Annotated in this window: 19 protein-coding genes and 3 pseudogenes; 12 read left to right on the forward strand and 10 right to left on the reverse strand. The window is 34.2% G+C overall.

Annotated features, from left to right (window positions below):
- Nucleotides 1-16 precede the first annotated feature (16 nt).
- Together OPR57_RS04430 and OPR57_RS04435 are read right to left on the reverse strand one after the other, a co-directional pair.
- A complete protein-coding gene (locus OPR57_RS04430; RefSeq protein ID WP_406831669.1) occupies nt 17-1,348 on the reverse strand; it encodes an IS4 family transposase in 1,332 nt (443 codons plus the stop codon).
- Between the two features lie 240 nt (nt 1,349-1,588).
- A pseudogene (locus OPR57_RS04435) lies at nt 1,589-1,732 on the reverse strand (helix-turn-helix domain-containing protein); the annotation flags it as partial.
- Nucleotides 1,733-2,044: 312 nt separating this feature from the next.
- Here OPR57_RS04435 and OPR57_RS04440 point away from each other — a divergent pair.
- Nucleotides 2,045-2,974 (forward strand): AEC family transporter, encoded by a 930-nt coding sequence (locus OPR57_RS04440; RefSeq protein ID WP_265035911.1) that lies wholly within the window; start codon nt 2,045-2,047, stop codon nt 2,972-2,974.
- Nucleotides 2,975-3,036: 62 nt separating this feature from the next.
- Here OPR57_RS04440 and OPR57_RS04445 read toward each other — a convergent pair whose 3' ends face one another.
- From OPR57_RS04445 to OPR57_RS04455, 3 genes are read right to left on the reverse strand one after another with little or no spacing between them, the layout of a single operon-like run.
- Nucleotides 3,037-3,351 (reverse strand): FtsB family cell division protein, encoded by a 315-nt coding sequence (locus OPR57_RS04445; RefSeq protein ID WP_265035912.1) that lies wholly within the window; start codon nt 3,349-3,351, stop codon nt 3,037-3,039.
- 49 nt (nt 3,352-3,400) lie between these two features.
- Complete coding sequence (ykgO, locus tag OPR57_RS04450) at nt 3,401-3,529, reverse strand: type B 50S ribosomal protein L36 (RefSeq protein WP_006279631.1); 129 nt, start codon at nt 3,527-3,529, stop codon at nt 3,401-3,403.
- Between the two features lie 49 nt (nt 3,530-3,578).
- Nucleotides 3,579-4,409: a pyruvate, water dikinase regulatory protein gene (locus tag OPR57_RS04455; protein ID WP_265035913.1), complete on the reverse strand. Its 831-nt coding sequence runs from the start codon at nt 4,407-4,409 to the stop codon at nt 3,579-3,581.
- Between the two features lie 150 nt (nt 4,410-4,559).
- Between OPR57_RS04455 and ccmC the strand changes: the two genes are divergently transcribed.
- The 6 genes and pseudogenes from ccmC (at nt 4,560) to OPR57_RS04490 (ending at nt 10,319) form a co-directional block, all read left to right on the forward strand.
- The gene (ccmC, locus tag OPR57_RS04460; RefSeq protein WP_265037555.1) at nt 4,560-5,270 is read left to right on the forward strand and encodes a heme ABC transporter permease CcmC; all 711 of its coding nucleotides are present in this window, start codon (nt 4,560-4,562) and stop codon (nt 5,268-5,270) included.
- A gap of 139 nt (nt 5,271-5,409) precedes the next feature.
- On the forward strand, nt 5,410-6,687 hold the full coding sequence (locus OPR57_RS04465; RefSeq protein WP_265035915.1) for an adenylosuccinate synthase: 1,278 nt from the start codon (nt 5,410-5,412) through the stop codon (nt 6,685-6,687).
- 103 nt (nt 6,688-6,790) lie between these two features.
- Nucleotides 6,791-7,525: pseudogene (locus OPR57_RS04470) on the forward strand (IS5 family transposase).
- Nucleotides 7,526-7,730: 205 nt separating this feature from the next.
- Nucleotides 7,731-8,267, forward strand: a complete 537-nt coding sequence (locus tag OPR57_RS04475) for a hypothetical protein (protein WP_265035917.1) — start codon at nt 7,731-7,733, stop codon at nt 8,265-8,267.
- Nucleotides 8,268-8,273: 6 nt separating this feature from the next.
- Nucleotides 8,274-10,135, forward strand: a pseudogene (locus tag OPR57_RS04485) (hypothetical protein); the annotation flags it as partial.
- 25 nt (nt 10,136-10,160) lie between these two features.
- On the forward strand, nt 10,161-10,319 hold the full coding sequence (locus OPR57_RS04490; RefSeq protein ID WP_265035923.1) for a hypothetical protein: 159 nt from the start codon (nt 10,161-10,163) through the stop codon (nt 10,317-10,319).
- Between the two features lie 253 nt (nt 10,320-10,572).
- Here the strand turns inward: OPR57_RS04490 and OPR57_RS04495 are convergent, their stop codons facing one another.
- Nucleotides 10,573-11,898: a dihydroorotase gene (locus OPR57_RS04495; protein ID WP_265035925.1), complete on the reverse strand. Its 1,326-nt coding sequence runs from the start codon at nt 11,896-11,898 to the stop codon at nt 10,573-10,575.
- 122 nt (nt 11,899-12,020) lie between these two features.
- Nucleotides 12,021-13,262 carry a hypothetical protein gene (locus OPR57_RS04500; RefSeq protein WP_265035926.1) on the reverse strand — a complete coding sequence of 414 codons (1,242 nt, stop codon included), beginning with the start codon at nt 13,260-13,262 and terminating at the stop codon, nt 12,021-12,023.
- Between the two features lie 312 nt (nt 13,263-13,574).
- Between OPR57_RS04500 and OPR57_RS04505 the strand changes: the two genes are divergently transcribed.
- Nucleotides 13,575-15,671 carry a heme lyase CcmF/NrfE family subunit gene (locus tag OPR57_RS04505; RefSeq protein ID WP_265035927.1) on the forward strand — a complete coding sequence of 699 codons (2,097 nt, stop codon included), beginning with the start codon at nt 13,575-13,577 and terminating at the stop codon, nt 15,669-15,671.
- Nucleotides 15,672-15,854: 183 nt separating this feature from the next.
- Here OPR57_RS04505 and OPR57_RS04510 read toward each other — a convergent pair whose 3' ends face one another.
- Nucleotides 15,855-16,154, reverse strand: coding sequence for a hypothetical protein (locus OPR57_RS04510; RefSeq protein WP_265035928.1), 300 nt, complete (start codon nt 16,152-16,154; stop codon nt 15,855-15,857).
- Between the two features lie 220 nt (nt 16,155-16,374).
- On the opposite strand from OPR57_RS04510, the gene secF reads away from it, so the two are divergent.
- Complete coding sequence (secF, locus tag OPR57_RS04515; protein WP_265035929.1) at nt 16,375-17,253, forward strand: protein translocase subunit SecF; 879 nt, start codon at nt 16,375-16,377, stop codon at nt 17,251-17,253.
- Here the strand turns inward: secF and OPR57_RS04520 are convergent.
- The gene (locus tag OPR57_RS04520; RefSeq protein WP_265035931.1) at nt 17,250-17,765 is read right to left on the reverse strand and encodes a TIGR02281 family clan AA aspartic protease; all 516 of its coding nucleotides are present in this window, start codon (nt 17,763-17,765) and stop codon (nt 17,250-17,252) included. The genes secF and OPR57_RS04520 overlap by 4 nt on opposite strands.
- Nucleotides 17,766-17,786: 21 nt before the next feature.
- Nucleotides 17,787-18,152 carry a hypothetical protein gene (locus OPR57_RS08065; RefSeq protein ID WP_410541010.1) on the reverse strand — a complete coding sequence of 122 codons (366 nt, stop codon included), beginning with the start codon at nt 18,150-18,152 and terminating at the stop codon, nt 17,787-17,789.
- Nucleotides 18,153-18,265: 113 nt separating this feature from the next.
- On the opposite strand from OPR57_RS08065, the gene yidC reads away from it, so the two are divergent.
- Genes yidC through nusB form a run of 3 tightly spaced genes read left to right on the forward strand, consistent with a single transcriptional unit; the run spans nt 18,266 to nt 20,863 of the window.
- Nucleotides 18,266-19,975, forward strand: coding sequence for a membrane protein insertase YidC (gene yidC / locus OPR57_RS04535; RefSeq protein WP_265035938.1), 1,710 nt, complete (start codon nt 18,266-18,268; stop codon nt 19,973-19,975).
- Complete coding sequence (locus OPR57_RS04540; protein ID WP_265035940.1) at nt 19,953-20,381, forward strand: 6,7-dimethyl-8-ribityllumazine synthase; 429 nt, start codon at nt 19,953-19,955, stop codon at nt 20,379-20,381. Before yidC ends, OPR57_RS04540 begins: the two co-directional genes overlap by 23 nt.
- Complete coding sequence (nusB, locus tag OPR57_RS04545; RefSeq protein WP_264703851.1) at nt 20,381-20,863, forward strand: transcription antitermination factor NusB; 483 nt, start codon at nt 20,381-20,383, stop codon at nt 20,861-20,863. Before OPR57_RS04540 ends, nusB begins: the two co-directional genes overlap by 1 nt.
- The last annotated feature ends 5 nt before the right edge of the window (nt 20,864-20,868 follow it).

Consider the following 20,868-nt stretch of genomic DNA (forward strand, 5'->3'; position numbering starts at 1 on the left):
AACCATACGCGTCAAGTTAAGAAGCAAGGGTAAGAAAATTCAATGAACTTAAGGTGGATACTCTAGTTTTTCTATATCTATCTTTCACAGAAAATTGTGACCAGTCTGTGGTAAGTTTTTTCAGGAAAATTCTCAAATTATTAATTTTACTGCTTAACGCTAAAAACAACTCCCTAATCCTTCTTTTTAATTCAATGAATGCCTTTGTTAAACTCAGCTCTGTATTCTCTTTCAGTTTTATACAACCAACTATTCCATGAAATATAAGAATTGCGCACAATTTAGCGTATAGTTCACATAATACTCTGTATGGTTTTCCTTTAAGTTCGTCAAGCCTGATGTGACTCTTATACAATTTAAATAATAATTCAATCTGCCATCTTACCCTGTAAACTGTTAATACTTGTTCAGCGCTGATTTTACTCTCTGGAACGTTAGTTATGAATATCGACCAATCCAGCAATTTTTGATTCTTTTGAGAAGATGTATATCCATGTGATTTTGCTAACTTATTAGCCCTTCTTCTTCTAATTATAGACTGTTCTTCAGTTAATTTTTGACATATAATTCTCACTTTAATTTTTACTTCTTTTCCTAATAGCACTTCCATCTCTAGAAGGGATTGACCTTCTAAACATTCCAACAACTCTATTTTTTGATTTGTTTCTATATCATATATATTGGTATCAGACTTATAACGACTAACAAAATATGCACCTGCTTCATCAATCTGTTTAAAAGAACTAGGCACAAAGTAGCACAAATCAAATATTAGCAAATCATTGGCTGATAAACCGTTCAGATAATCCCTATAACCTTGATCCGACCTTATTCCTTCTATTAAATTTAACTTATCTAGCGCTTGGTTCAGGTAATCAAAGACTAACTGCAGCTTTATTCCTGATTTGGTATTACTCTCACAATCTCTATAGCTACTCCCATATCCTTTGTACATATCTTCCATGCTACTGGGCAGGCTAATATAGCTACTATCCAATAGCTTAATGCTTCTAAATTGCTTCAAAATTCTGCAATCAACCTGTAAGCTGTTTTTAAATAAAACTAAAGATTCATTATACATTCTTTTCATAAATTCCACTGCTTCTTCAGTAAATCTAAAATCCAAACCCTGTTTTGTAATTTCTATCGAGTCTCCATTTAGCAATTGGCACATTGTTTCTATGCTACAATCACCAACTCCTATGTTACCAAAAACCATAGCTTTTATGAATGATGAGCCATTAAGTTTTCTCTTTCTTTTTATAAAACCTACTGCAATTGATATTTCGTCTGCTTTTTCATTAAAGAATTCATTGAGGTCTTTTGATAAGCAAGCTATTCTGTCCATTGTAAGTTCTCTCATTCACATATCCAAGAGAACTTATACCTTATTCTTTTCCTTCACTCTATCAATTTTACTTACACTTTTCCTTAACTTGACGCGTATGGGCAGTTAATCTCCCCCACGAAGTCTTCTTTCTACTCCCTGGGCAGAAAGTGCTTCAGAAAAACATCCAACCTGCCACCTATCCACTCTGAGAAGTTATTATCTTCTCTTGCTTCCAACCAAGCAATACTTATTCATACCATCTCCTCCTGTTTCATATAGTTCTTTGAAACGATAAAACGTATCCCTTGAATATCCCATCACTTTACATGCCTGTCCTAATTGTTTTGCAAGTTCTAGCAATCCTAACTTTGGTTTTAGTATTTTTTCTTGTGTTGTACCCATATCTGACACTCCTTTAAAATTTGTTTATATTTTTATCTTACTTTATCAGCCTGTCAGATCAAGTCTAAACTATTACAAGAAGTTTAATTTTTAGTAAATATGTCATTATTTAAAAATATGCAAGAAGCTTTACAGAAACTTAACATAATTTTATCATAAAAATATCATTCTTAAGTCCTATGTAAAAACAAATTTTGGCACTAATTTAATTAACTATGAGCTGGATAAATTGGAAAATAAATTTTGTTTACTTTTACAACACCTTAAGATCTAATGTCACTTTATCAATCAAAAATATTACAATAGGCTAGTATGTTCCTTACTCTTTTTCTCAAAATATTACCTATTTATATTACAATATTTATTGGTTACTTAGCAGGAAAATATCTTAAAATTGATAGAAATACTATATCTCAAATACTCTTTTATATAGCTAATCCAATAGTGATTTTATATGGAGTCTCTCATACAGAAGTTAATTTAAAAGTAATTTCTCTGCCGATTTTGATATGGTTTATAGGTAGCACTATGTCCTTATCAGTGTATTATCTTTCTTCTTTTTTATTTAAGGATAACACAAGAAACATATTAGCATTTAGCTCGGGCAGCACAAGTATGGGTTATTTTGGCCTGCCGATTGCCATGGCTTTATTTGATGAAGATTCAGTATCTGTATATGTTGTTTGTTATATAGGAATGGCGTTGTTTGAAAATAGCTTAGGATTTTACATAGCCGCAAATGGTATTTATACCGCAAAAGAATGCATATTAAAGTTGTTCAAACTTCCTTCGCTTTATGCGATGGTTCTGGGCTTCTTTTTAAGTATATACGATATACAAATACCTACTTTTTTAACAGATGTTATGATGAATATTAGAAGTACATTTGTTACACTAGGAATGGTGCTACTTGGAGTGAGCATTGCGAATATTACAAGCTTTAAAGTAGATTGGAAGCTTGCTTTGATCACTATTACAGCAAAGTACGTATTCTGGCCACTGTTTGTTTTAGGAATTGTCCTTTTAGACAAGCATGTTATAGGTATATACGATGAGAGCATATATAAAGCACTGATGTTGCTAGCTATTATTCCAGTTTCTGGGTCCAGTATAATACTTGCTAATATTTTGAATTATCAACCAGATAAAGCTACTCTGTTGCTTCTAATCAGTACTGCAGTGGGACTATTTTATGTTCCACTAATAATATCATTATTTTTTACTAAACTTGTTCCTTTTTGATCAAAAAATTGAGCGCTTCCACAACCATTATTTTGGTAAAGTCAATCTCTAGCTATACACTGCTATTCCACGTCAAGAACAACCATAAGTTCATTAGGGTTCACATAACCTAAAGCATTTTTTGCTTGCTCATCAAGCAGATCTAAATCTAAGCTTTTTTCATATAAGCTAAATACTTTGTTGTCCAACTTTTCCTTTTCAGAAGAGACATCTTTTAGCAAAAGTTTATTGTACTCGATTTCTTTTTTTAAGTCTATTAGCGTCAATAAGCCACGTTTACCTGTAATTGTGCTAATGCTGAAATATAATGTAAGAGAAGAAATGAGTAAGGCTGCGCTTAAACACAGTAACTTTTGCTTCTTTTTAGATATAAGCACCGTACTTTCACATATAAAAAATATATAACATGAAAAGGTGAACAAAAAGCTAAGAACCTTGACGCGCTTTACACCTTGGCTTTACCTTATTTATAATGTAAATCTTACCACCCCTTTTCACAACTTTACAATTTTTATCTCTGTTACGATGAGACTTTAGCGACCCTTTGACTTTCATATCTATAGTAAGAATTAAATTACTTTACATTATAATCACTTATCAAGAGTTAGTCAATTGATAACATTTTATTAAAATATTGTATAATTGTTGCTGATACTTCTTCGATTGACTTTTGCGTGACATCAATAATTGGCCAGTTATTCTGCTTAAATAGTTCCTCTGCTTCTTTAATTTCCTTTTCTACTTTTTCAGGGTTAGCATATATATTATTATCTTCGTTGTTAATTGAAGTAAGTCTATTTTTGCGTATTTCTATTAGCCTACTTACGTCTATTGTTACCCCTATCGTTAGTTTATTTTTTAATTTTGCCAAGTCGACATAAAAGGGTACTCCACTAACAAAAGGAATATTTGCAACCTTATAGCCTCGGTAAGCTAAATACGTACTGGTGGGAGATTTTGATGTACGTGAAACTCCAACCAAAATTATATCTGCTTTATCAATATCTTGAATATTTTGTCCATCATCATGATTAATAGTGTAGTTTATTGCCTCAATGCGCTGAAAATATTCGTTATTTATCTCAGTATGCAAGTCAAGCTTTTCGTCTTTTTCAATTTCAAGATAGGACGAAATTTCTCTAATAATATGTGATAATATTGCTCTATAGGGAATTTTCAACTTTATACAGTTATCTTTTAGATATTTTCTTAGCTCATCATCAGTAATAGTGCATATAACAAAATTGTGCTCATCACTTTTCCTATTAATTTCCTCCAGAATTTTGTCAATCTGCTCTTCTCCTTTTACAAAAGACCAAACATATTCGATCGTTTCTATAGAACGAAAGTGTTTCAGGGCTGATTTTGCAACTGATATAACAGTTTCACCACTTGAATCTGATACTAAGTGTAGATTAAGCTTTTTAAGGGTCATGTTTTATATAGTGTTATACTAAAAATAATGGCTAGCAATCTGCTACTGAAATTATGCTAATTTGTTGACCTACGTAAATATAGAAAAACTATCCTGTTGATAAAACTCAAACTAATTGGTAAATTCTTAACACAATTATTCTCAAAACGAATGTTTTTATTAAAGCCCACAAATTTCTCTTATTTTTCCAAGAAAGCTCTACCTTGGCTTGGGGTTATTTGTTTCGTATGTTTTTTAATTGGAATGTCTTTGGCGTTATTCTTCTCTCCAGAAGATTATAAACAAGGAGAAATTGTACGAATCATGTACATTCATGTGCCTTCTGCATGGCTTGCTCTTGGAATATATGGATTAATTGCATCACTTAGTTTCATTTCATTGGTGTGGAACAATAGCATTGCTAGTGTCTTGGCACATGCTGCTGCTCCTGCAGGGACAGTCTTTTCGGCAATATGTTTAATCACAGGCAGCATCTGGGGAAAAGGAACCTGGGGCACTTGGTGGGTATGGGATGCAAGGCTTACTTCGATGCTGATTTTATTTTTCCTATATGTTGGCTACCTTTCATTGTGGAGCGCTTTTGATAATGAAGCGAGGGCAGAAAAATCAGCAGCAGTATTTGCCATCTTTAGTGCTATAAATATTCCTATAGTAAAATTTTCCGTGAATTTATGGTCTACTCTCCATCAGCCAGCAAGTATTCTAAGAAGAGGTGGAATAGCAATAGAAAGTTCTTTACTGTTGCCACTCATTGTAATGTTTATGTTTTGTGCCACATTTTTTTTAGTAGTGTGGATACTCTATTCACTTTACTTAATTAATTTATATAAGATAAAGAGGGAAATCAGTATGCGGTATTAGACGGTTTTGCAATTTTATAGGAAAAATGTTTAATCTGATTTAAAAACTCTTTATTTAAGAGGTGTAGAAGAGGCATAGATTTCTCTTTCTATTTGTAGCGTACTGCATTAATATTTATGTATTAATCTAGAAAATAATGATGAATAACATTGTAATTGTTGGTCTGCAATGGGGTGACGAAGGCAAGGGTAAAATAGCAGATTATCTTTCTGAGAATGCAGATGTAGTTGTGAGATTTCAGGGAGGAAATAATGCAGGGCACACTATAGTCACAGATGATGAGGTTTATAAATTAAATTTACTGCCCTCTGCTGTTTTGAGGCCAGGCAAAATATCTATCATAGGAAATGGCGTTGCTCTTGATTCACACGCTCTAATCTCAGAAATAGAGTCATTGAAAGTTAAAGGAGTAGACGTAAACCATAACAATTTGATGGTATCTGAAAGCTGTCCATTAATACTTAGCGTACATAAGGACAAGGAAAAGCTATTTGAAGATTTAAATGGAAATCACAAAATTGGTACAACAAACAAAGGGATAGGACCATGTTATGAAGATAAAGTTGGGAGGAGAGCTATACGCCTTTGTGACTTAGAAAACGCAGATGAGCTCAATAGAAGGGTAGATACTCTTTTGAATTACCATAATGCTATCAGAAAAGGCCTTAACTACCAGGTGGTTAAAAAAGAAGAAATATTAAAGGAAATTCAAGAGATTTCAGAAAAAATTCTTTCATATAAAAAACCTGTGTGGAAGATATTAAATGACTTTATGAAAGAAGGTAAGAAAATAATATTTGAAGGCGCCCAAGGCACATTTTTAGATATTGACCACGGAACTTACCCTTTTGTTACTTCAAGTAATACTGTAGCGTCGCAAGCAATAACAGGCTCAGGATTAGCCTCCAATGCTTACATTATTGGTGTGGCAAAAGCTTATACAACAAGAGTAGGCAATGGTCCATTCCCTACTGAGCAAAAGAACGAAGTGGGGGATAGCTTATTTACTATAGGCAAGGAACTTGGAACAGTGAGCAATAGAAGAAGGCGCTGCGGATGGTTTGACGCAGTTTTAGTGCGCCAGGCTGTGCAACTCTCTGGAATTTCAAGCATTGTATTAACCAAATTAGATGTGCTTGATTCTTTTGATACAATTAAAATATGCAGTGGTTACAAGTATAGCGGAAAAATGTATGATTATTTACCCGCATCGCATTCAATACAAGAGGAATTAGAGCCAATATATGAAGAATTTCCTGGCTGGAAAGAAAACACTCAAGGTAAAAGGTCGATTGAAGCATTGCCTATCAATTTAATAAAATATATAGAAGGGTTAGAAAAATTAATAGGTGTACCAATTCATCTAATCTCAACTAGTCCAAAGAGAGAGGATGTTATTAAGCTTAAAGATTTCTGAAAACGTCTTTGTATCTTAGAGCCTGTACGTAATCTCAAAAAAGAGATAAAGTGAGAGGATAAAGTATATAAAGCAGGATATGTGAAGTTTATACCCAAGTGACATAAGTCGAGAAAAGTTTGAGATTATTGTAGCAGATCTGGAATCTTGCAGAAAGAAGATAAAACCAAGAACACTTGATTTACATGATATATTTTGTGGAGTGTTATACGTGTTAAAAAGTGGTTGCCAGTGGAGAATGGTACCAAAAGAGTTCCAAAAATGGCGCAATTGTTACGACTATTTTAAGAAGTGGAATGAAAAACCAGATGCAAATAAAGAAAGTGTTCTGGAGCTGGTATTAAAAAAAAATAATTGCGACAAAACAATGGTCGGAAAAGCTTCTGCATAATTGATGCATAGAGTATAAAAAATGCAGATACTGCTGAAGCTATGATGCAGGCAAGAAGATTTCAGGGCCGTATTGCAGTAGATACGCAAGCATGCAATTTATATAACAACAGCAAAGATCACTGACCGTAGCAGTGCTGTGAGAATGGTCGAAAATGCAAAAGAAAACCTCTCGGGAGTTAAAAATGTACTGGTTGATGCAGGCTATACTGGAGAGAATTTTGCAACTCAAATAAAAACGATTATTGGTGCAACCGTTGAAGTGATCAAAAGAAATGAATTACGTTCCTTTGTTGTATTGCCCAAAAGATGGGTTGTGGAGCGATCTTTTGCTTGGTTAGAAAAATGTAGAAGATTGTGGAAAAATTGTGAGCGAAAACTCAATACTAGCCTACAAATGGTCGTTCTGGCTTTCACTGCCTTTCTAATAAAAAAAATACTTGTGTAACTTCGAATAGTCTATTATGCAAGACAGCAGTATAAACATGTAGTAAGAAATGTATAATGAAAAATAGAAGCTCAAGTTTAACACTTGCAGTTATTTTTACACAATCAAGTAATCATAAAAGTTAGTGTAGAACGAGGTTATACAGTTTGATTTTTTTAATATATGTTAATTAGTATAATATAAATATAGTTAAAGGAGGTGTGTTATGATTGGAAGTTTGGCTAAGGAAGACAAAACAGCAGAAGCAGGAAAAACAAGTAATCAGTCAGAGAATTATGATATTGAATCAGTTATAAGGGTAGCATCATGTGCTTGGAATGCAATACATTGCTTGTTGGCATCTTATGAATACGATCTATATTCGTCATGGCTTGAATCGCATTTTACATCCCTCAAGGACCGTATCAATAAAATGGAAAAAGACAATTCTTTCACTAAGGACTCTGCTATAATAAAGTTCTGCCGCTCAATTGCAGAAAATAATAAATTATACAAAGAGTTAAAAAATTTAAATAATCCTGCTGAAAATTTTGCCAATAAAGAATTTGATTCTCAATTAGAGAAGATAATAACAGGCTTTAAACTAAAAGACCTAGAAGACAAGGTAGGCTTCTTAATGCTTTTGAAAGAAGAAAGTGACTTCACTGCTATACAGAAGGCTTATAGAGATGAGTGGAGTTTTTATGACCTAATAAACGATAGAGATTTTAAACAAACGTACATAGATAAAGCAGTAACATAGTCTGCTAATAAGAGCTTTAAGAAAGATATAGATAAATGCATAAAGTTGGCAGAGCAGGGAAAAAAAGCTGCAAGTAAATATCTTGGAAGGAAAGGCGTAGAGCTTCGAGCTTATTACACAGAAACTGATAACGCTCATAGAGTTTTGAATATTAATCTTATTAATTACAATAGAAGTGAGCCAACCAGGATTAGTGACATTTTACAGCAAGAGAAAGATATTAAAGAGCTGAATATCTATTGCAATAAAAAACATGAAATACACGCTCATCAAAAAGATAAGAAAAGATATTATGAATTTAAAGAGGCGCATATTATGAAATGAAAAGCACTTGGCCTGTAAAGGATGGATCCGAAATGTGTACCATGATTATGAATGTGAGTAGCGATGGCATAACTGAAGTACTAAAATTTAATGATGAAGATTTTGTGCTATCGGAGGAGATCCTAGAATTGATAAAGCAAAATGATGAATTATATATTCAAGGTCTCTCCTTATATGATGCTGTACTAGAAAAGGGTAAGGCTGCTGATGTTGTGCCTACTGCTAATAACAATTTTCAAAATGAATCTATAGTGGCCTATCGCAAGGAACCAGAGGAGGAATTAGACCCTAAAGTTGATGCTGACAATAGCCTTCCTCCTTCTATTAATAGCAATGCATCAACTCAAACAAAAGTTGCTTCACAACAAATCGAAACTCAAACGGAAGTCAATTTACAGCACACTGGAACTCAGACAGAAGTTGCTTCACAACAAATGGATGAATTGATTTTAAATAATCAGATGCTGTCCGAAGAAAACGTTGAGTTGAACCAAGAAATGTCAAATTTGAAAAAAGAAGCTGTTGAATTGAAGCAAGAAATAGAAGCAGGGTTGCAAGTGATAAATAAAAAGCACCATGAATTAATACAAGAAAATCAGCGACTACAGGAGAAACTAGAAACAACCCAAGCAGAAGCTAATCAAACAATTGTAAAGTTAGAGAAGCAGAATAGCGATTTACAAGACAGGTTTGAAAAAGAGGAGCAAAAAAACACGGAATTGCAAACTGAACTGGCACAAAAAAATGAAGAATTAGCAGGTGTGTTAAAAGAGCTACAAGGGAAAGTACAAGAACTTAAAAGTGTATATGAAGAAAAAAGAAAGCTAAAGGAAGAGCTGAAAATTGTTAATGCAGGAAAGAAGAATTTGGAAAAAGAGCTAAATCAAGCACGAGAAGATGCGGAACAGATAATGGTTGAACGACGCCAGCAGAAAGAGCGCTTGAAAGATCAGCTAAGAGAATTAGATCAGGAATATAAGGTACAAGTAGAAATTGAGCAAAAGATTAAAGAATCAGATAGGCAGGATAGCGATTTACAAGATACACTTGGAGAAGAGAGACTAAAACTCAACATTGAAGAGCTAGAAAACGAGTACGAGGAATTTCCAGGAGATAAGGTGCTTACACTTGAACTCACTAAAGATGAAGATAAAGTCGAAGAGTTAAGAAACGAGCTAGAGCGTGAGAAAGAAAAGTGTAAACAATTATTAGAAAAAGAAAATGAATTGTGTGATGAATTTGTAGGAATGCTTGATGGACTGAAAGAAAAAATTCGTGCTGATGAACAAAGGAGCTTCAACCGTCAATTAACGAATGCTCCAAGGTTATCCAAATCTTCAAGCGTTGGTAATGAGTCTTATGTTCCACCAAGAGAGAAGACAACATTACTCAGATCTTTAAGCGTTGATAGTGGACTTGATAGCGATGAGGAAAATTGTGATAATGATTTATCTTTCAACATAAGTCCTATAAGTTCTATTGAGAAGGTGGCAGAAAGTAAAAACAAGGTAGCTCGCCTTTCTCTCGTTGGGTTGCTTACTTAGAAAAAACCCGATTAGGTTGGAGAAAGTGAAAAATACAAGGCTGCACTTCGAAAGCATTATTGTGAAGATGGTTGGGATTAAGTTGCAAGAGAAATACTTAAGTGGGGCGCAAAAGGGTATCCGTTCAGCCAATGGCGTCAACTTAAGGAAAAATATCAGCGATAGTGTAAAAATTTCTCTCTAAATTTTTTATCATTAAACTATCCAAAGAGTGCAAGAAACAGCACTTTTGTTTCTATTTTATTGCAACAAAGAAGTCTAAAATGTGTCCTTTTTAGGTGAAACATGCAAAAAGGAAAAAATCTTATTCCACAAATTAAAAATACAATATACTCAAAAACTTTTCAGAAAATCCATAGGAGGGTTTGCTAATGAAGGCTCTTAAGTTGACGCCATTGGCTGAACGGATACCAAATTGGAATAGTAAGGTATGATAACTAACTCTTCTGTGAGTATATAGTTTTGCCGGACACAACAGTACGTACTACATGTCCTTTTACTTTGCGCCCATCGAAAGGGGAATTCTTTGATTTACTAGCAAAGTTGTCAGTTTTAATTTCCCACTCATGATTGAGGTCAACTAAAATTAAGTCTGCAGCAAGGTTTTTTTGTATACGACCACGTGGTACGTGTATTATATCTGCAGGCTTATATGTCAATTTTGCGAGCACATCAAGTAGACCCATTTGCCCACTGTGATAGAGTTCAAGTGAAAGGGGCAGCATTGTTTCAAGACCAACAATACCAAATGCAGCATTTTCAAGTGGCAGATCTTTAGAACTACGATCATGCGGAGCGTGATCAGTTGCAATGCAATCAATCACACCTATCTTTAAACCTTCAACCATAGCTAAACGATCTTCTTCAGTGCGAAGCGGCGGATTCATTTTTGCAATTGCTCCATGTTGTTTTACTATATCTTCAGTTAAAGTGAAGTGATGAGGGGTTACTTCGCACGTAACATTTAATCCCAAATCTTTTGCACGTTTAATAGCGTCAAGTGAATCTTTTGAAGAGACATGTAGAATATGGTAGTGTACATTTTCCATATCCTTCATTAGCAGTATATCACGATTTACCATAACTGATTCTGACGCACTCAAGATCCCCTTTACTCCCAATTCTTCAGAAATTTTACCTTCGTTGATTGCGCCACCAGCAGATAAATTTAAATCTTCTGCATGTTGCGCAATAGGGACATTCAACATACTTGAATAAAGCAGTGCCTGTCTCATAATCATTGGGTTCATAACTGGCATGCCATCATCGGTGAACCCAACCGCACCTGCTTCCTTTAAAAGTGCCATTTCAGTCAACTTTTCTTCCGAAGTGGTGATTTTAGCGTAAAATTCAACGTTTACATGTGAAGTTTCAAGTGCTCTATATTTCAAATATTTAGCCAAAACAACGCTATCAATTGCTGGAACAGTGTTTGGCTGACAAACTACAGTTGTAACTCCCCCCGCAGCTGCAGATTTGCTGCCTGTATATATAGTTTCTTTATGCTCCTGGCCTGGTTCACGAAAATGTACGTGAATGTCAATAAGGCCTGGCATTAGAACAAGCCCTTCACAGTCTATTGTTTCATCGACCCCACTTGTTGAAAATAATGATTCACCAAAGTCGACAATTTTATCCCCTTCAGTCAATAATGAACCTTTTATATCAAGTTTAGTTTCCGGGTCGATAATACGAGCATTAGTATACGCAATTTTATAGCCTTCCTTTTGCCCTGTTTGCAACAAATTCCAAGTTTGAGTCATTATATCTGAGTATCGATTATAAAATAAATCTAAAGTTTTTTTAATAAAACACAACCAAATTAAAACACAGACTAAGAGCTGTCTTGAATTAAAGTGCTTTCATTACCCTAAAAATTTGGTTCTTATAACCTAGTTAGCTCAGTTTTAACGTTAATGTGTGAAGCTCTGAGTTCTGTTGAAGGATTTTCCAGTTGAATATCTAGCTCATTCTGTATGTTCGATACACAAATTAAAGCTGAATCAAAAATTTCATCACACTGCTTTGCTTCATGTATATCATCAATTATTTCCTCGAATTCTTCCATATCATCCATTTCTTGCGGCGCACTTTTTAATATCGCTTTTATTTGGTTTAAGTTTTGACGAATTTTCTCCTGATATCCAACAATTCTCTCTTGATATATATCAATCATTTTTTGACATGCGTTGCCTCTAAATGGATGTTCTTTTTTCTCTTTTATGTAAGAACTTTGAAAGTCTTTACAGTTAAGGATTGCTTCTCTATGTTTTTTTATGTCATTAATTGCGCTGATTATCGACTTATCTATTTTCTTTAAATTTTCTTCCCGTTCTTCTCTTTTAATTATACTTTTGGATTCATTTTTTATCTGGTTCATTTTGTCATACAGGTTTCTGCATCCTTTGTAAGATGCCATTGGTTGTAATATTCCTTCTTCTACACCTTTATTGTAAAAATTCTTCAACTCATCACTTGATAGTATTGTTATAGCATCTTCCCTTTTACTCTGTGATTTAGGATACTTTTTATTCAATAAACTAACATGATTTAACAAGAAATCTTTAACTAGCGCTTCTTTTTTTACTTCGGATAATTTTTCTAGTGTTTCTATATATTTCAGAGTTTCCGCAAAGAGCTGTCCACCAGAGGGAGCAAATCCTTGAAGTGATTTACTCTGTGCTTTACAAAAATCGGTTTGTAAAAAATCTTCAGCTTGTTTTTTTATTACTGAAAGTTCATTAAAGGCTTTTTCTGGATTGATTTTTCTCAAAATACTAATAGCTTTTCTAATCGCTTTTTCTCTCTTTTTATTATCTTGCTTTTCATTTAATATGAGATGTTCTGTTTTGATAAAAGCATCACCGCGATCACTCTTTGCAATGTTACAAACGATGTTTTTTACAACTTCTTCGGTTGCCGCATAATCTATTTCTTTTGCAAAGCAGTCAACAAATGATTGCCAAACTTTTTTATTAACAAGTTTACTTGTCTTATTTTCAAAATCTTCTATATCTTTGAATCCTAAAATAGTATAGAGATTTTTTTCGATTATTGGTTCGGCATGTTGTTTTGCCACTTTACCTTTTATATTGAATGGAAATTTACTAATCTTAGTTGTACCCACAATGTTACCTCAATATTAACGCTATCTATAAAAGTATAAAGACTTAATATTTAATTTTTAATTAATGCTAGCACAGCTAACTACGGGAGCATTATGCTATAGCTGACCCAAGAAAGATTTCCCTACGTCATACCGCGATTCATTCGCGGTATAGATTCCGCTAACGAGTAGCGGAATGACGAATTTGTTGTTTTTCAAATTGTAGGTAAACCTAAGCCACTTTAGCTATAGCATCAATAGCAAGCGTCAATTAACACTTTAACTTCTTACTTGTCATCAGTAATATTGTTTATATAAAAACTATAATTTTTTATGCCTGAATTTGGGAATATATTGCTATTGGTAGCCTGCTTATTGTCTTTGACATATTTGTTTTTACCGCTTAGTTCTTGTCGGTTTATTACCACTGCCATATTTTTTTGTGTATCAACATCAATGGCTATTTTGATCTACTGCCACATTACAAATGATTTCTCACTCGAAAACGTATATTACCACTCACACACAACAAAACCTTTGATCTATAAGATTTGTGGAGTTTGGGGAAATAAAGAAGGGTCCATGTTGCTTTGGGTTTTAGTGCTTGCCGTGTATTTATTACTAATGGATATTTATATACCTTCTGTCATCCCAGTTTCCCCCTCTGTCATCCTAGTGCCCAGACACTGGGATCCAGACAATTTAATTGCAAATGAGTACATCAAATGGCAGTATAATAAAAACTGGATTCCAGTGTCAAGCACTGGAATGACACCAGAACGAACTAATGGTAGTAAATTAAAAAAAATGTCTCTTATCACCCAAGGCTTGATTTGCTTTTGTTTTTTACTGTTCACTTTACTTGAATCCAGCCCCTTCACTAAAATGCCAGGCATTGAAACAGATGGACTGGGTTTTAATCCGATATTGCAGGATATAGGCCTTGCTATTCATCCACCGATATTATATTTGGGGTACCTTGGGTTTAGCGTTCCTTTTTCGTTCTCTATAGCTGGATTAATTTTAAATACTGAAGGAAATGTTTGGGCTAAAATTGTCAGGCCTTGGGTACTTATTTCTTGGTCGCTGCTCACTTTGGGCATCAGCTTGGGTAGCTGGTGGGCATATCGCGAACTTGGGTGGGGTGGATTTTGGTTTTGGGATCCAGTGGAAAACGTTTCTTTGATGCCGTGGCTAATTGCAGTGGCGCTGACACATTTGTTGCTCGTTGTACGAAATTTCAATACTTTAAGGAATTTTGCTATTTTACTTACGCTCACAACTTTTATATTGAGTGTGACTGGAACATTTCTAGTCCGCTCAGGAATACTTACCTCAGTGCACACGTTTGCAGATGACCCAAGGTATGGACTGTATATATTAGCTCTACTTGGTGTAATTACAGTCAGTAGCTTAGTAATATTTGTAGTATTTACGAGAAAAAATCACACGTCTGCGATGTCATTTCAATGCTTGACACTGGAATCCAGAAAGAAACTTGCTACTCAAGTGACAGAGGGTAGAAGATTCTTTTCACGCCTTACGATGATGCTGATGAACAACTTATTATTCATCACTGCCTTTTTCATTGTGTTAGTTGGCACTTTATACCCTACAGTGCTTGAGTATTTAACCGGTGAATTAATTTCAGTTGGAGCACCATATTACAATTCTTTATTTAACTCTATTGCACTAGCTATTCTAGTGCTCACCATGATAGGGCAATACTGCAGTTGGCAGGGAAATAGTCTATTGCCAATATTCCGTGAATACAGATTCTCATTCTGTAGTGCTGCAGCTATTTTGCCGTTTATCTTTCACATGGAGCTAATGATTGTGCTATCAATTACTATCTCCATAGCATTATTAATCTTTGTTTTAGAAGCATACAGTAAAAGAATTCGTTTATTTAAGGTAGCATTTGGTAAATCAATTTTATTAGCAAGAAAAGTTTCTAAATCCTACTATGCAATGATGGCAGCTCATGCTGGAGTGGCAATTTTAGTGCTTGGTATAGCATATTCGGTTGGTTGGCAGGAGAAAAAAGAAAATCACTTAAAAATAGGGGATAGCATAACAGTCAATAAATTTAAAGTTACTTTACGAAATATTGAGCTAATAAAAGAAAAAAATTTCCATGCAGTGAGGGGTACAATGGATATCAGGAATTTGCTGAATAATAAGATATTAGGTGAAGTAACTCCTGAATATAGATTTTACCTTGCGGAAGGTCAGAAAAATGTTGAAAGCAGTATCTACCACAATTTATTTTCTGATATTTATGTTGTAATTGGAGAGATTGATAAGAGTAAGAGCAAAATCGCAGCTAAAGTGCACTATAAACCTGGAATGTCTATAATCTGGCTTGGATCCTTTCTCATCGCTTTTGGTTCGCTCCTTGCTGCTTTTCCTTTATTGAGAAGATTTTAATAGGACTCCTTTATACTATAACGAAAAAACTTACCTGACACCCTTCGCCAGCCCCCTTATTATAGTATTAAGGGTATTTATGACTCAAAACTTGTTTTTGACCTGCAGGCTCAATGACAAAATTCAGTAAAAACTCAGGGTATTTTTTGGCGGATTACATAAAATTATAGCGGCTACATGTCTTTAAATTTTTTCTACATTCAGCCAAATCGCGCTTAATTTAAGCGTTAGCACATTATTACAGCGCCACTTACAGTAATAGAGAGTCAAAACCAGCATCACGGGGCTTCTTTTGCCTTTTTTTCGTTTGGTAAATTTCTTAATATTTATAGCTAAACGACAACCGTCATCCCTGTAAAGGTCAAGTATCCCGCTAACAAGTAGCGGGATGACGATTGTCAGGCCAGCGCCTCTTTCTCCTGTCATCCCAGTGCCCAGACACTGGGACCTATTTTGCATGTAACTCCAATTGTGTTTTGGCATAAAACGCGACGCGTATTAGACTTATTTGCAAGCAAAGCTTGCTAGATCCCAGTGTCAAGCACTGGGATGACATCATAGGGGCACTGGGATGACAGGAGAAGGAGGCACTGCCGTCATAAAGGAACCAGTGTCAGCTACTCGGATGACAGAGAAGTCCAATCACAAAATAAATTAGTGAATTTTTAAAAAAGTATATAAAATTCAAGTTTAAGTAAATAGCATGGCACTTAGACTCATTCCAGATAACCTCGATATCAAGTTTAGTAAATATAGGGATTTGACTGCATTAATTAGCATTATTCTTATCATCTTTTCAATGTTCACTGTTGTGCTGCGTGGAGTGAACTTAGGCATAGACTTTGCAGGCGGAATTTTGATAGAGATAAAATCTTCAGATGAGAATCACTCTATTCTCGATGCATTAAAAGAAAATGGTTTTACAGCGCAGAGTTCAAAAGCGGGTGATAATTTAGTCATGCGTTTTAAAGATGGGGGAGACGAAAATAAAATCAAAAAGATAAAAAGCATACTAGAAGAAAAGCTGGGGAGCTCAATAAGCTATCGTAAAATAGACTATGTTGGCCCACAAATAAGCTCAACACAAATATTTGAAGGAATGTTATCCATATTGATCGCGATTGTTGGAATATTTTTTTACGTTTGGTTTAGATTTAATTGGCAATGTGGATTCAGTGGAATAACAGCATTGATTCATGACGTGATTTTAACTGTTGGTTTTATTAGCCTAACTGGCATTGAGTTTAATATTTCATCAGTTGCAGCTCTCCTCACTGTCATTGGTTATTCAATCAATAACTCAGTAATTATATACGATCGGATTCGAGAGTATTGCAAGAGTGGTAAAAGTGGGCGGATGAGTGAGATAGTAGATGCAAGTATCAACGCTACATTATTTCGCACTATATTAACCTCGGGTACAACCCTTCTTGCTGCTCTTCCTTTGGCATTAATCTGCACAGATGCAGTGAAAGACTTCAGCTTGATCATTTTTTTTGGTATTTTGATTGGCACTTGTTCTGCAATATTTATTTCTGCTCCTATATTAACCTACAGAGCTTTAGATTGTAGAAGTGTTTAGTCGCTGTATAATATCAACTTATTATCTCTTATAGTGAAATGAAAATACCTTAAAAAGCTCATTCCAAGTAGTGAATGAGACATAGAATGAGTGTTAACGCTTGCCTGTACATCATTAACTAAAAAATTCCCTATTTTAACCTGAGGGATGTGAACAACACCAGCTTTTATTTGACCTTTCGCAGTTTCATATGTTTTAAAATCCTGAACATTTTGTAAATTAATACCAATATGTAATGCGTCTTTTTGTGATAGAACAATATCGGTTGCTCCAGTATCAAGCAAAAACGTTATATTGCGATCATTGACTTGAGCCTGAATATAAAAGTGTCCATCGTATGATTTCGTAAATTCGATACTTCCACTATTCTGACCACTATTTTGAATTCTTCCTTTATATGGTAAAAAAGTACTGAGAAATCTGTCGCTTAGTTTGTCCCTTTGTGAATCAATAAGCATTGCAGTAGTGGCTATTATTAGCAACCAAATAACTAGATTTTTCACCGCGTTCATATCAGACCTCTTGCATAATCATTATTTGAGCAAAAAGTTAACAACGCACTTCCTGATGTCATTCCAGCGCGTGACGCACAACTGTACGAACATTGCAATTTGCAGGTGGCAGGTGGTGTCATTCCAGTGCTTGACACTGGAATCCAGTTTTCTGATAATTTCATCGAAAATGTTGTATAGTGCACAATCAATTTTGCTGGATCCCAGTGTCAAGCACTGGGATGACACCTTTGTACTTGAGGTAAAACCGGCTATAACATTTAACACACTGTCTTCGAAAACAAACGTTTGTACAATTGTGCACGTGACACTGGAATCTAGAAAAAAAGAACCAGTGTCAGCTACTTGGGTTAAAAAGAGCAGTTTATCGTTAAAATTTGAAGCCATTACAATAAATTTTTAAGATTAGCGTTAAAAGTTATTATTAAAAATAAGTAAATTTCATTGTTTTAGTACAATATTTAGTATACACTTTAAGAAGATATGTTTGATTTAATTTCATGTCAGAAGCAAAAAGTTTAATTTTGGCAGCTATCCTTTCCATGTTGATCATGGTGTCTTGGCGTATTATTTATGATAATTTTTTTAGTACAAACCAAAACCAGCCATTGATTGAAAATATTGAACATATCGAATCTTTTAACGACCTTGCTCCTATAATATACCAAAATCGTTCTGAAATTATTAATTCTACTCGAGAACAGAGGGTTAGTTTAACCAATAACATGATTAAAGGATCAATTTCTCTGAAAGGTGCAAGGTTTGATGACTTAATTTTAACTAATTACCACTTAGAACCGAGTTCTTCTTCTCCACAAGTGGTGTTACTGTCACCTGCAGAATCAAAAGATGTATATTTCGCAGAATTTGGGTGGCTCGATCCGAATAAAAAGATTAAAGTTCCAGATTCTAAGACAGTCTGGCAAGCTGATAGGGCTGAACTGACTAATCAAAAAGTAGTTAATTTATTTTGGGACAATGAGAATGGCATTGTGTTTAAAATGAAAATTAGCCTTGACGATAACTACATGTTTAAAGTTGAGCAAATTATTGAAAACAATACAAAAGATAATGTAATTTTGGTTCCTTATGGTAAAATTAACCGTAAACGTGACAATATCAACGAATCTTATTGGATATCCCATGAAGGAGTACTGGGTGCATTTGATAATAAACTAGAGGAGTGGACATATAACGATATTTCCAAAAAACATTTAATAAAAGCAAGCACGAGTGAAAAAAATTGGTTTGGTTTTGCTGATAAATACTGGCTTACAGCCATCATACCTGAGAAATCCGATAAAATAAATGTAAGCATTAAACACACAAACGTTAATAATACTGATAAATTCCAAGTAGATTTTGTCAAACCTTACAAGAGCATACTTCCTGGTGCAAGCGTTTCTAATGTGAATTATTTTTTTGCTGGAGCAAAAAAGTTGAATTTACTGGATTCTTATAAGGATACTCTCAATATACCTTTATTTGATAAAGCTGTAGATTTTGGTGTTCTTTACTTTATAACTAAACCAGTGTTTTTACTGCTTGAATACTTTAACTTCGTTTTAAAGAATTTTGGCTTAGCAATATTATTGCTGACTTTAGTAATCAAACTTTTGATGCTTCCCTTATCTACTAGATCATATATTTCGATGTTTAAGGTAAAAAGCCTGCAGCCTGAAGTAACTCGTATAAAAGAACTATATAAAAATGATAGTTTAAAGCAGCATAAAGAAATCATTGCATTATACAAGAAAAATAATGTAAATCCAATGTCAAGCATTCTTCCTATGCTAATACAAATACCGGTATTTTTTGCTTTATATAAAGTATTATTTGTTACTATAGAGATGAGACACGCTTCTTTTTGTTTATGGATTAAAGATCTTTCAGCTCCTGATCCAACGAACATTTTTACATTATTTGGGTTGTTTAATTACAATTTCCCTATTTCTATAGGCATTTTGCCTATAGTTTTTGGTATTACTATGATAATCCAGCAGAAGCTAAGTGAAACCAGTAAAGATGATATTCAAGTAAATGTTATGAAGTTTTTACCTTACATTTCTGTCTTTATTTTTTCTTCTTTTCCTGCTGGCCTGGTAATATATTGGATATTTAGTAATATTATAACTTTAATTCAACAATCATTAATAAAGTTGTTTTTAACGAAAAAAGTGGTAGTGAATGTCGAAAATACTAATAGTTAATTCAATTTATTATGCTGAAATAGCAAACCTTTTGCTTGAAGGTGCAGTCGATAGATTAAAAGAAAGTTATGCAAGCTATGACATAATTGAAGTTCCTGGTGCATTTGAGATACCAGCTACAATTCTTTTTGCAGTCAAAAGCAAGAATGCTAATTATGACGGTTATTTAGCTCTTGGGTGCGTGATTCGCGGTGAAACTGATCATTATCAATATGTTTGTAAAGGAGTAATTGAAGGCTTAAATGCAGTTGTTATGCATTATGCAATGCCCCTTGGTATGGGCGTAATTACCGCTGACAGCAAAGATAAAGCACTAGTTAGAGCTGACAAAAACAAAAAGAACGTTGGTGGTCATGCAGCCTCAACTGTTTTGCATATGATAGATTTACACAATAAATTAAAATAATGGAGGAAAAACCAGTAGATAAAAAGTGGCGCATAAAAAGAAGCACGGCAAGATTTCTTGCTGTACAAATTGCTTATTCAAATATTTTCGTAGGTTACAACAAAAGCACTTTTAAACTGGAAAATTGTGAGCTTAAGGACTACATAAGTAAGTTGAGAGATATATTTGAATGTGAAGAATTTGAACATCAATTCTTAGAAAACTTGTTATATAAGGTTATAAAAAGCAGTGAAGAATATGATAAAATAATAGAGTCTTACTTACACCCAAGCTGGTCCCTTTCACGGTTAAATCTTATAAGCTTATCTATTTTGCGTGTTGCAATATGTGAGTTGATTAATTGCGATACGCCAGTTCCAGTTGTCATTAATGAATATACTAACATTGCATCTGATTTACTTGATAAACCAAGCGAAATTGGCTTTATTAATGGGTTATTGGATAAGGCAAAAGATGCGGTTAAATTAAATAAAAATCCTTAGCAATT

The organism is Wolbachia endosymbiont (group A) of Anomoia purmunda (assembly GCF_947251545.1).
In the GTDB taxonomy this organism is placed as follows: domain Bacteria; phylum Pseudomonadota; class Alphaproteobacteria; order Rickettsiales; family Anaplasmataceae; genus Wolbachia.

Bases quoted from the DNA above. Each gene is read 5' to 3' on its own strand.
- OPR57_RS04430 (WP_406831669.1), bottom strand. From the start codon at position 1,348: ATGGACAGAATAGCTTGCTTATCAAAAGACCTCAATGAATTCTTTAAT.
- OPR57_RS04440 (WP_265035911.1), top strand. From the start codon at position 2,045: ATGTTCCTTACTCTTTTTCTCAAAATATTACCTATTTATATTACAATA.
- ykgO (WP_006279631.1), bottom strand. From the start codon at position 3,529: ATGAAAGTCAAAGGGTCGCTAAAGTCTCATCGTAACAGAGATAAAAAT.
- OPR57_RS04455 (WP_265035913.1), bottom strand. From the start codon at position 4,409: ATGACCCTTAAAAAGCTTAATCTACACTTAGTATCAGATTCAAGTGGT.
- ccmC (WP_265037555.1), top strand. From the start codon at position 4,560: ATGTTTTTATTAAAGCCCACAAATTTCTCTTATTTTTCCAAGAAAGCT.
- OPR57_RS04465 (WP_265035915.1), top strand. From the start codon at position 5,410: ATGAATAACATTGTAATTGTTGGTCTGCAATGGGGTGACGAAGGCAAG.
- OPR57_RS04475 (WP_265035917.1), top strand. From the start codon at position 7,731: ATGATTGGAAGTTTGGCTAAGGAAGACAAAACAGCAGAAGCAGGAAAA.
- OPR57_RS04495 (WP_265035925.1), bottom strand. From the start codon at position 11,898: ATGACTCAAACTTGGAATTTGTTGCAAACAGGGCAAAAGGAAGGCTAT.
- OPR57_RS04505 (WP_265035927.1), top strand. From the start codon at position 13,575: ATGCCTGAATTTGGGAATATATTGCTATTGGTAGCCTGCTTATTGTCT.
- OPR57_RS04510 (WP_265035928.1), bottom strand. From the start codon at position 16,154: ATGCCAAAACACAATTGGAGTTACATGCAAAATAGGTCCCAGTGTCTG.
- secF (WP_265035929.1), top strand. From the start codon at position 16,375: ATGGCACTTAGACTCATTCCAGATAACCTCGATATCAAGTTTAGTAAA.
- OPR57_RS04520 (WP_265035931.1), bottom strand. From the start codon at position 17,765: ATGAACGCGGTGAAAAATCTAGTTATTTGGTTGCTAATAATAGCCACT.
- OPR57_RS08065 (WP_410541010.1), bottom strand. From the start codon at position 18,152: ATGGCTTCAAATTTTAACGATAAACTGCTCTTTTTAACCCAAGTAGCT.
- yidC (WP_265035938.1), top strand. From the start codon at position 18,266: ATGTCAGAAGCAAAAAGTTTAATTTTGGCAGCTATCCTTTCCATGTTG.
- OPR57_RS04540 (WP_265035940.1), top strand. From the start codon at position 19,953: ATGTCGAAAATACTAATAGTTAATTCAATTTATTATGCTGAAATAGCA.
- nusB (WP_264703851.1), top strand. From the start codon at position 20,381: ATGGAGGAAAAACCAGTAGATAAAAAGTGGCGCATAAAAAGAAGCACG.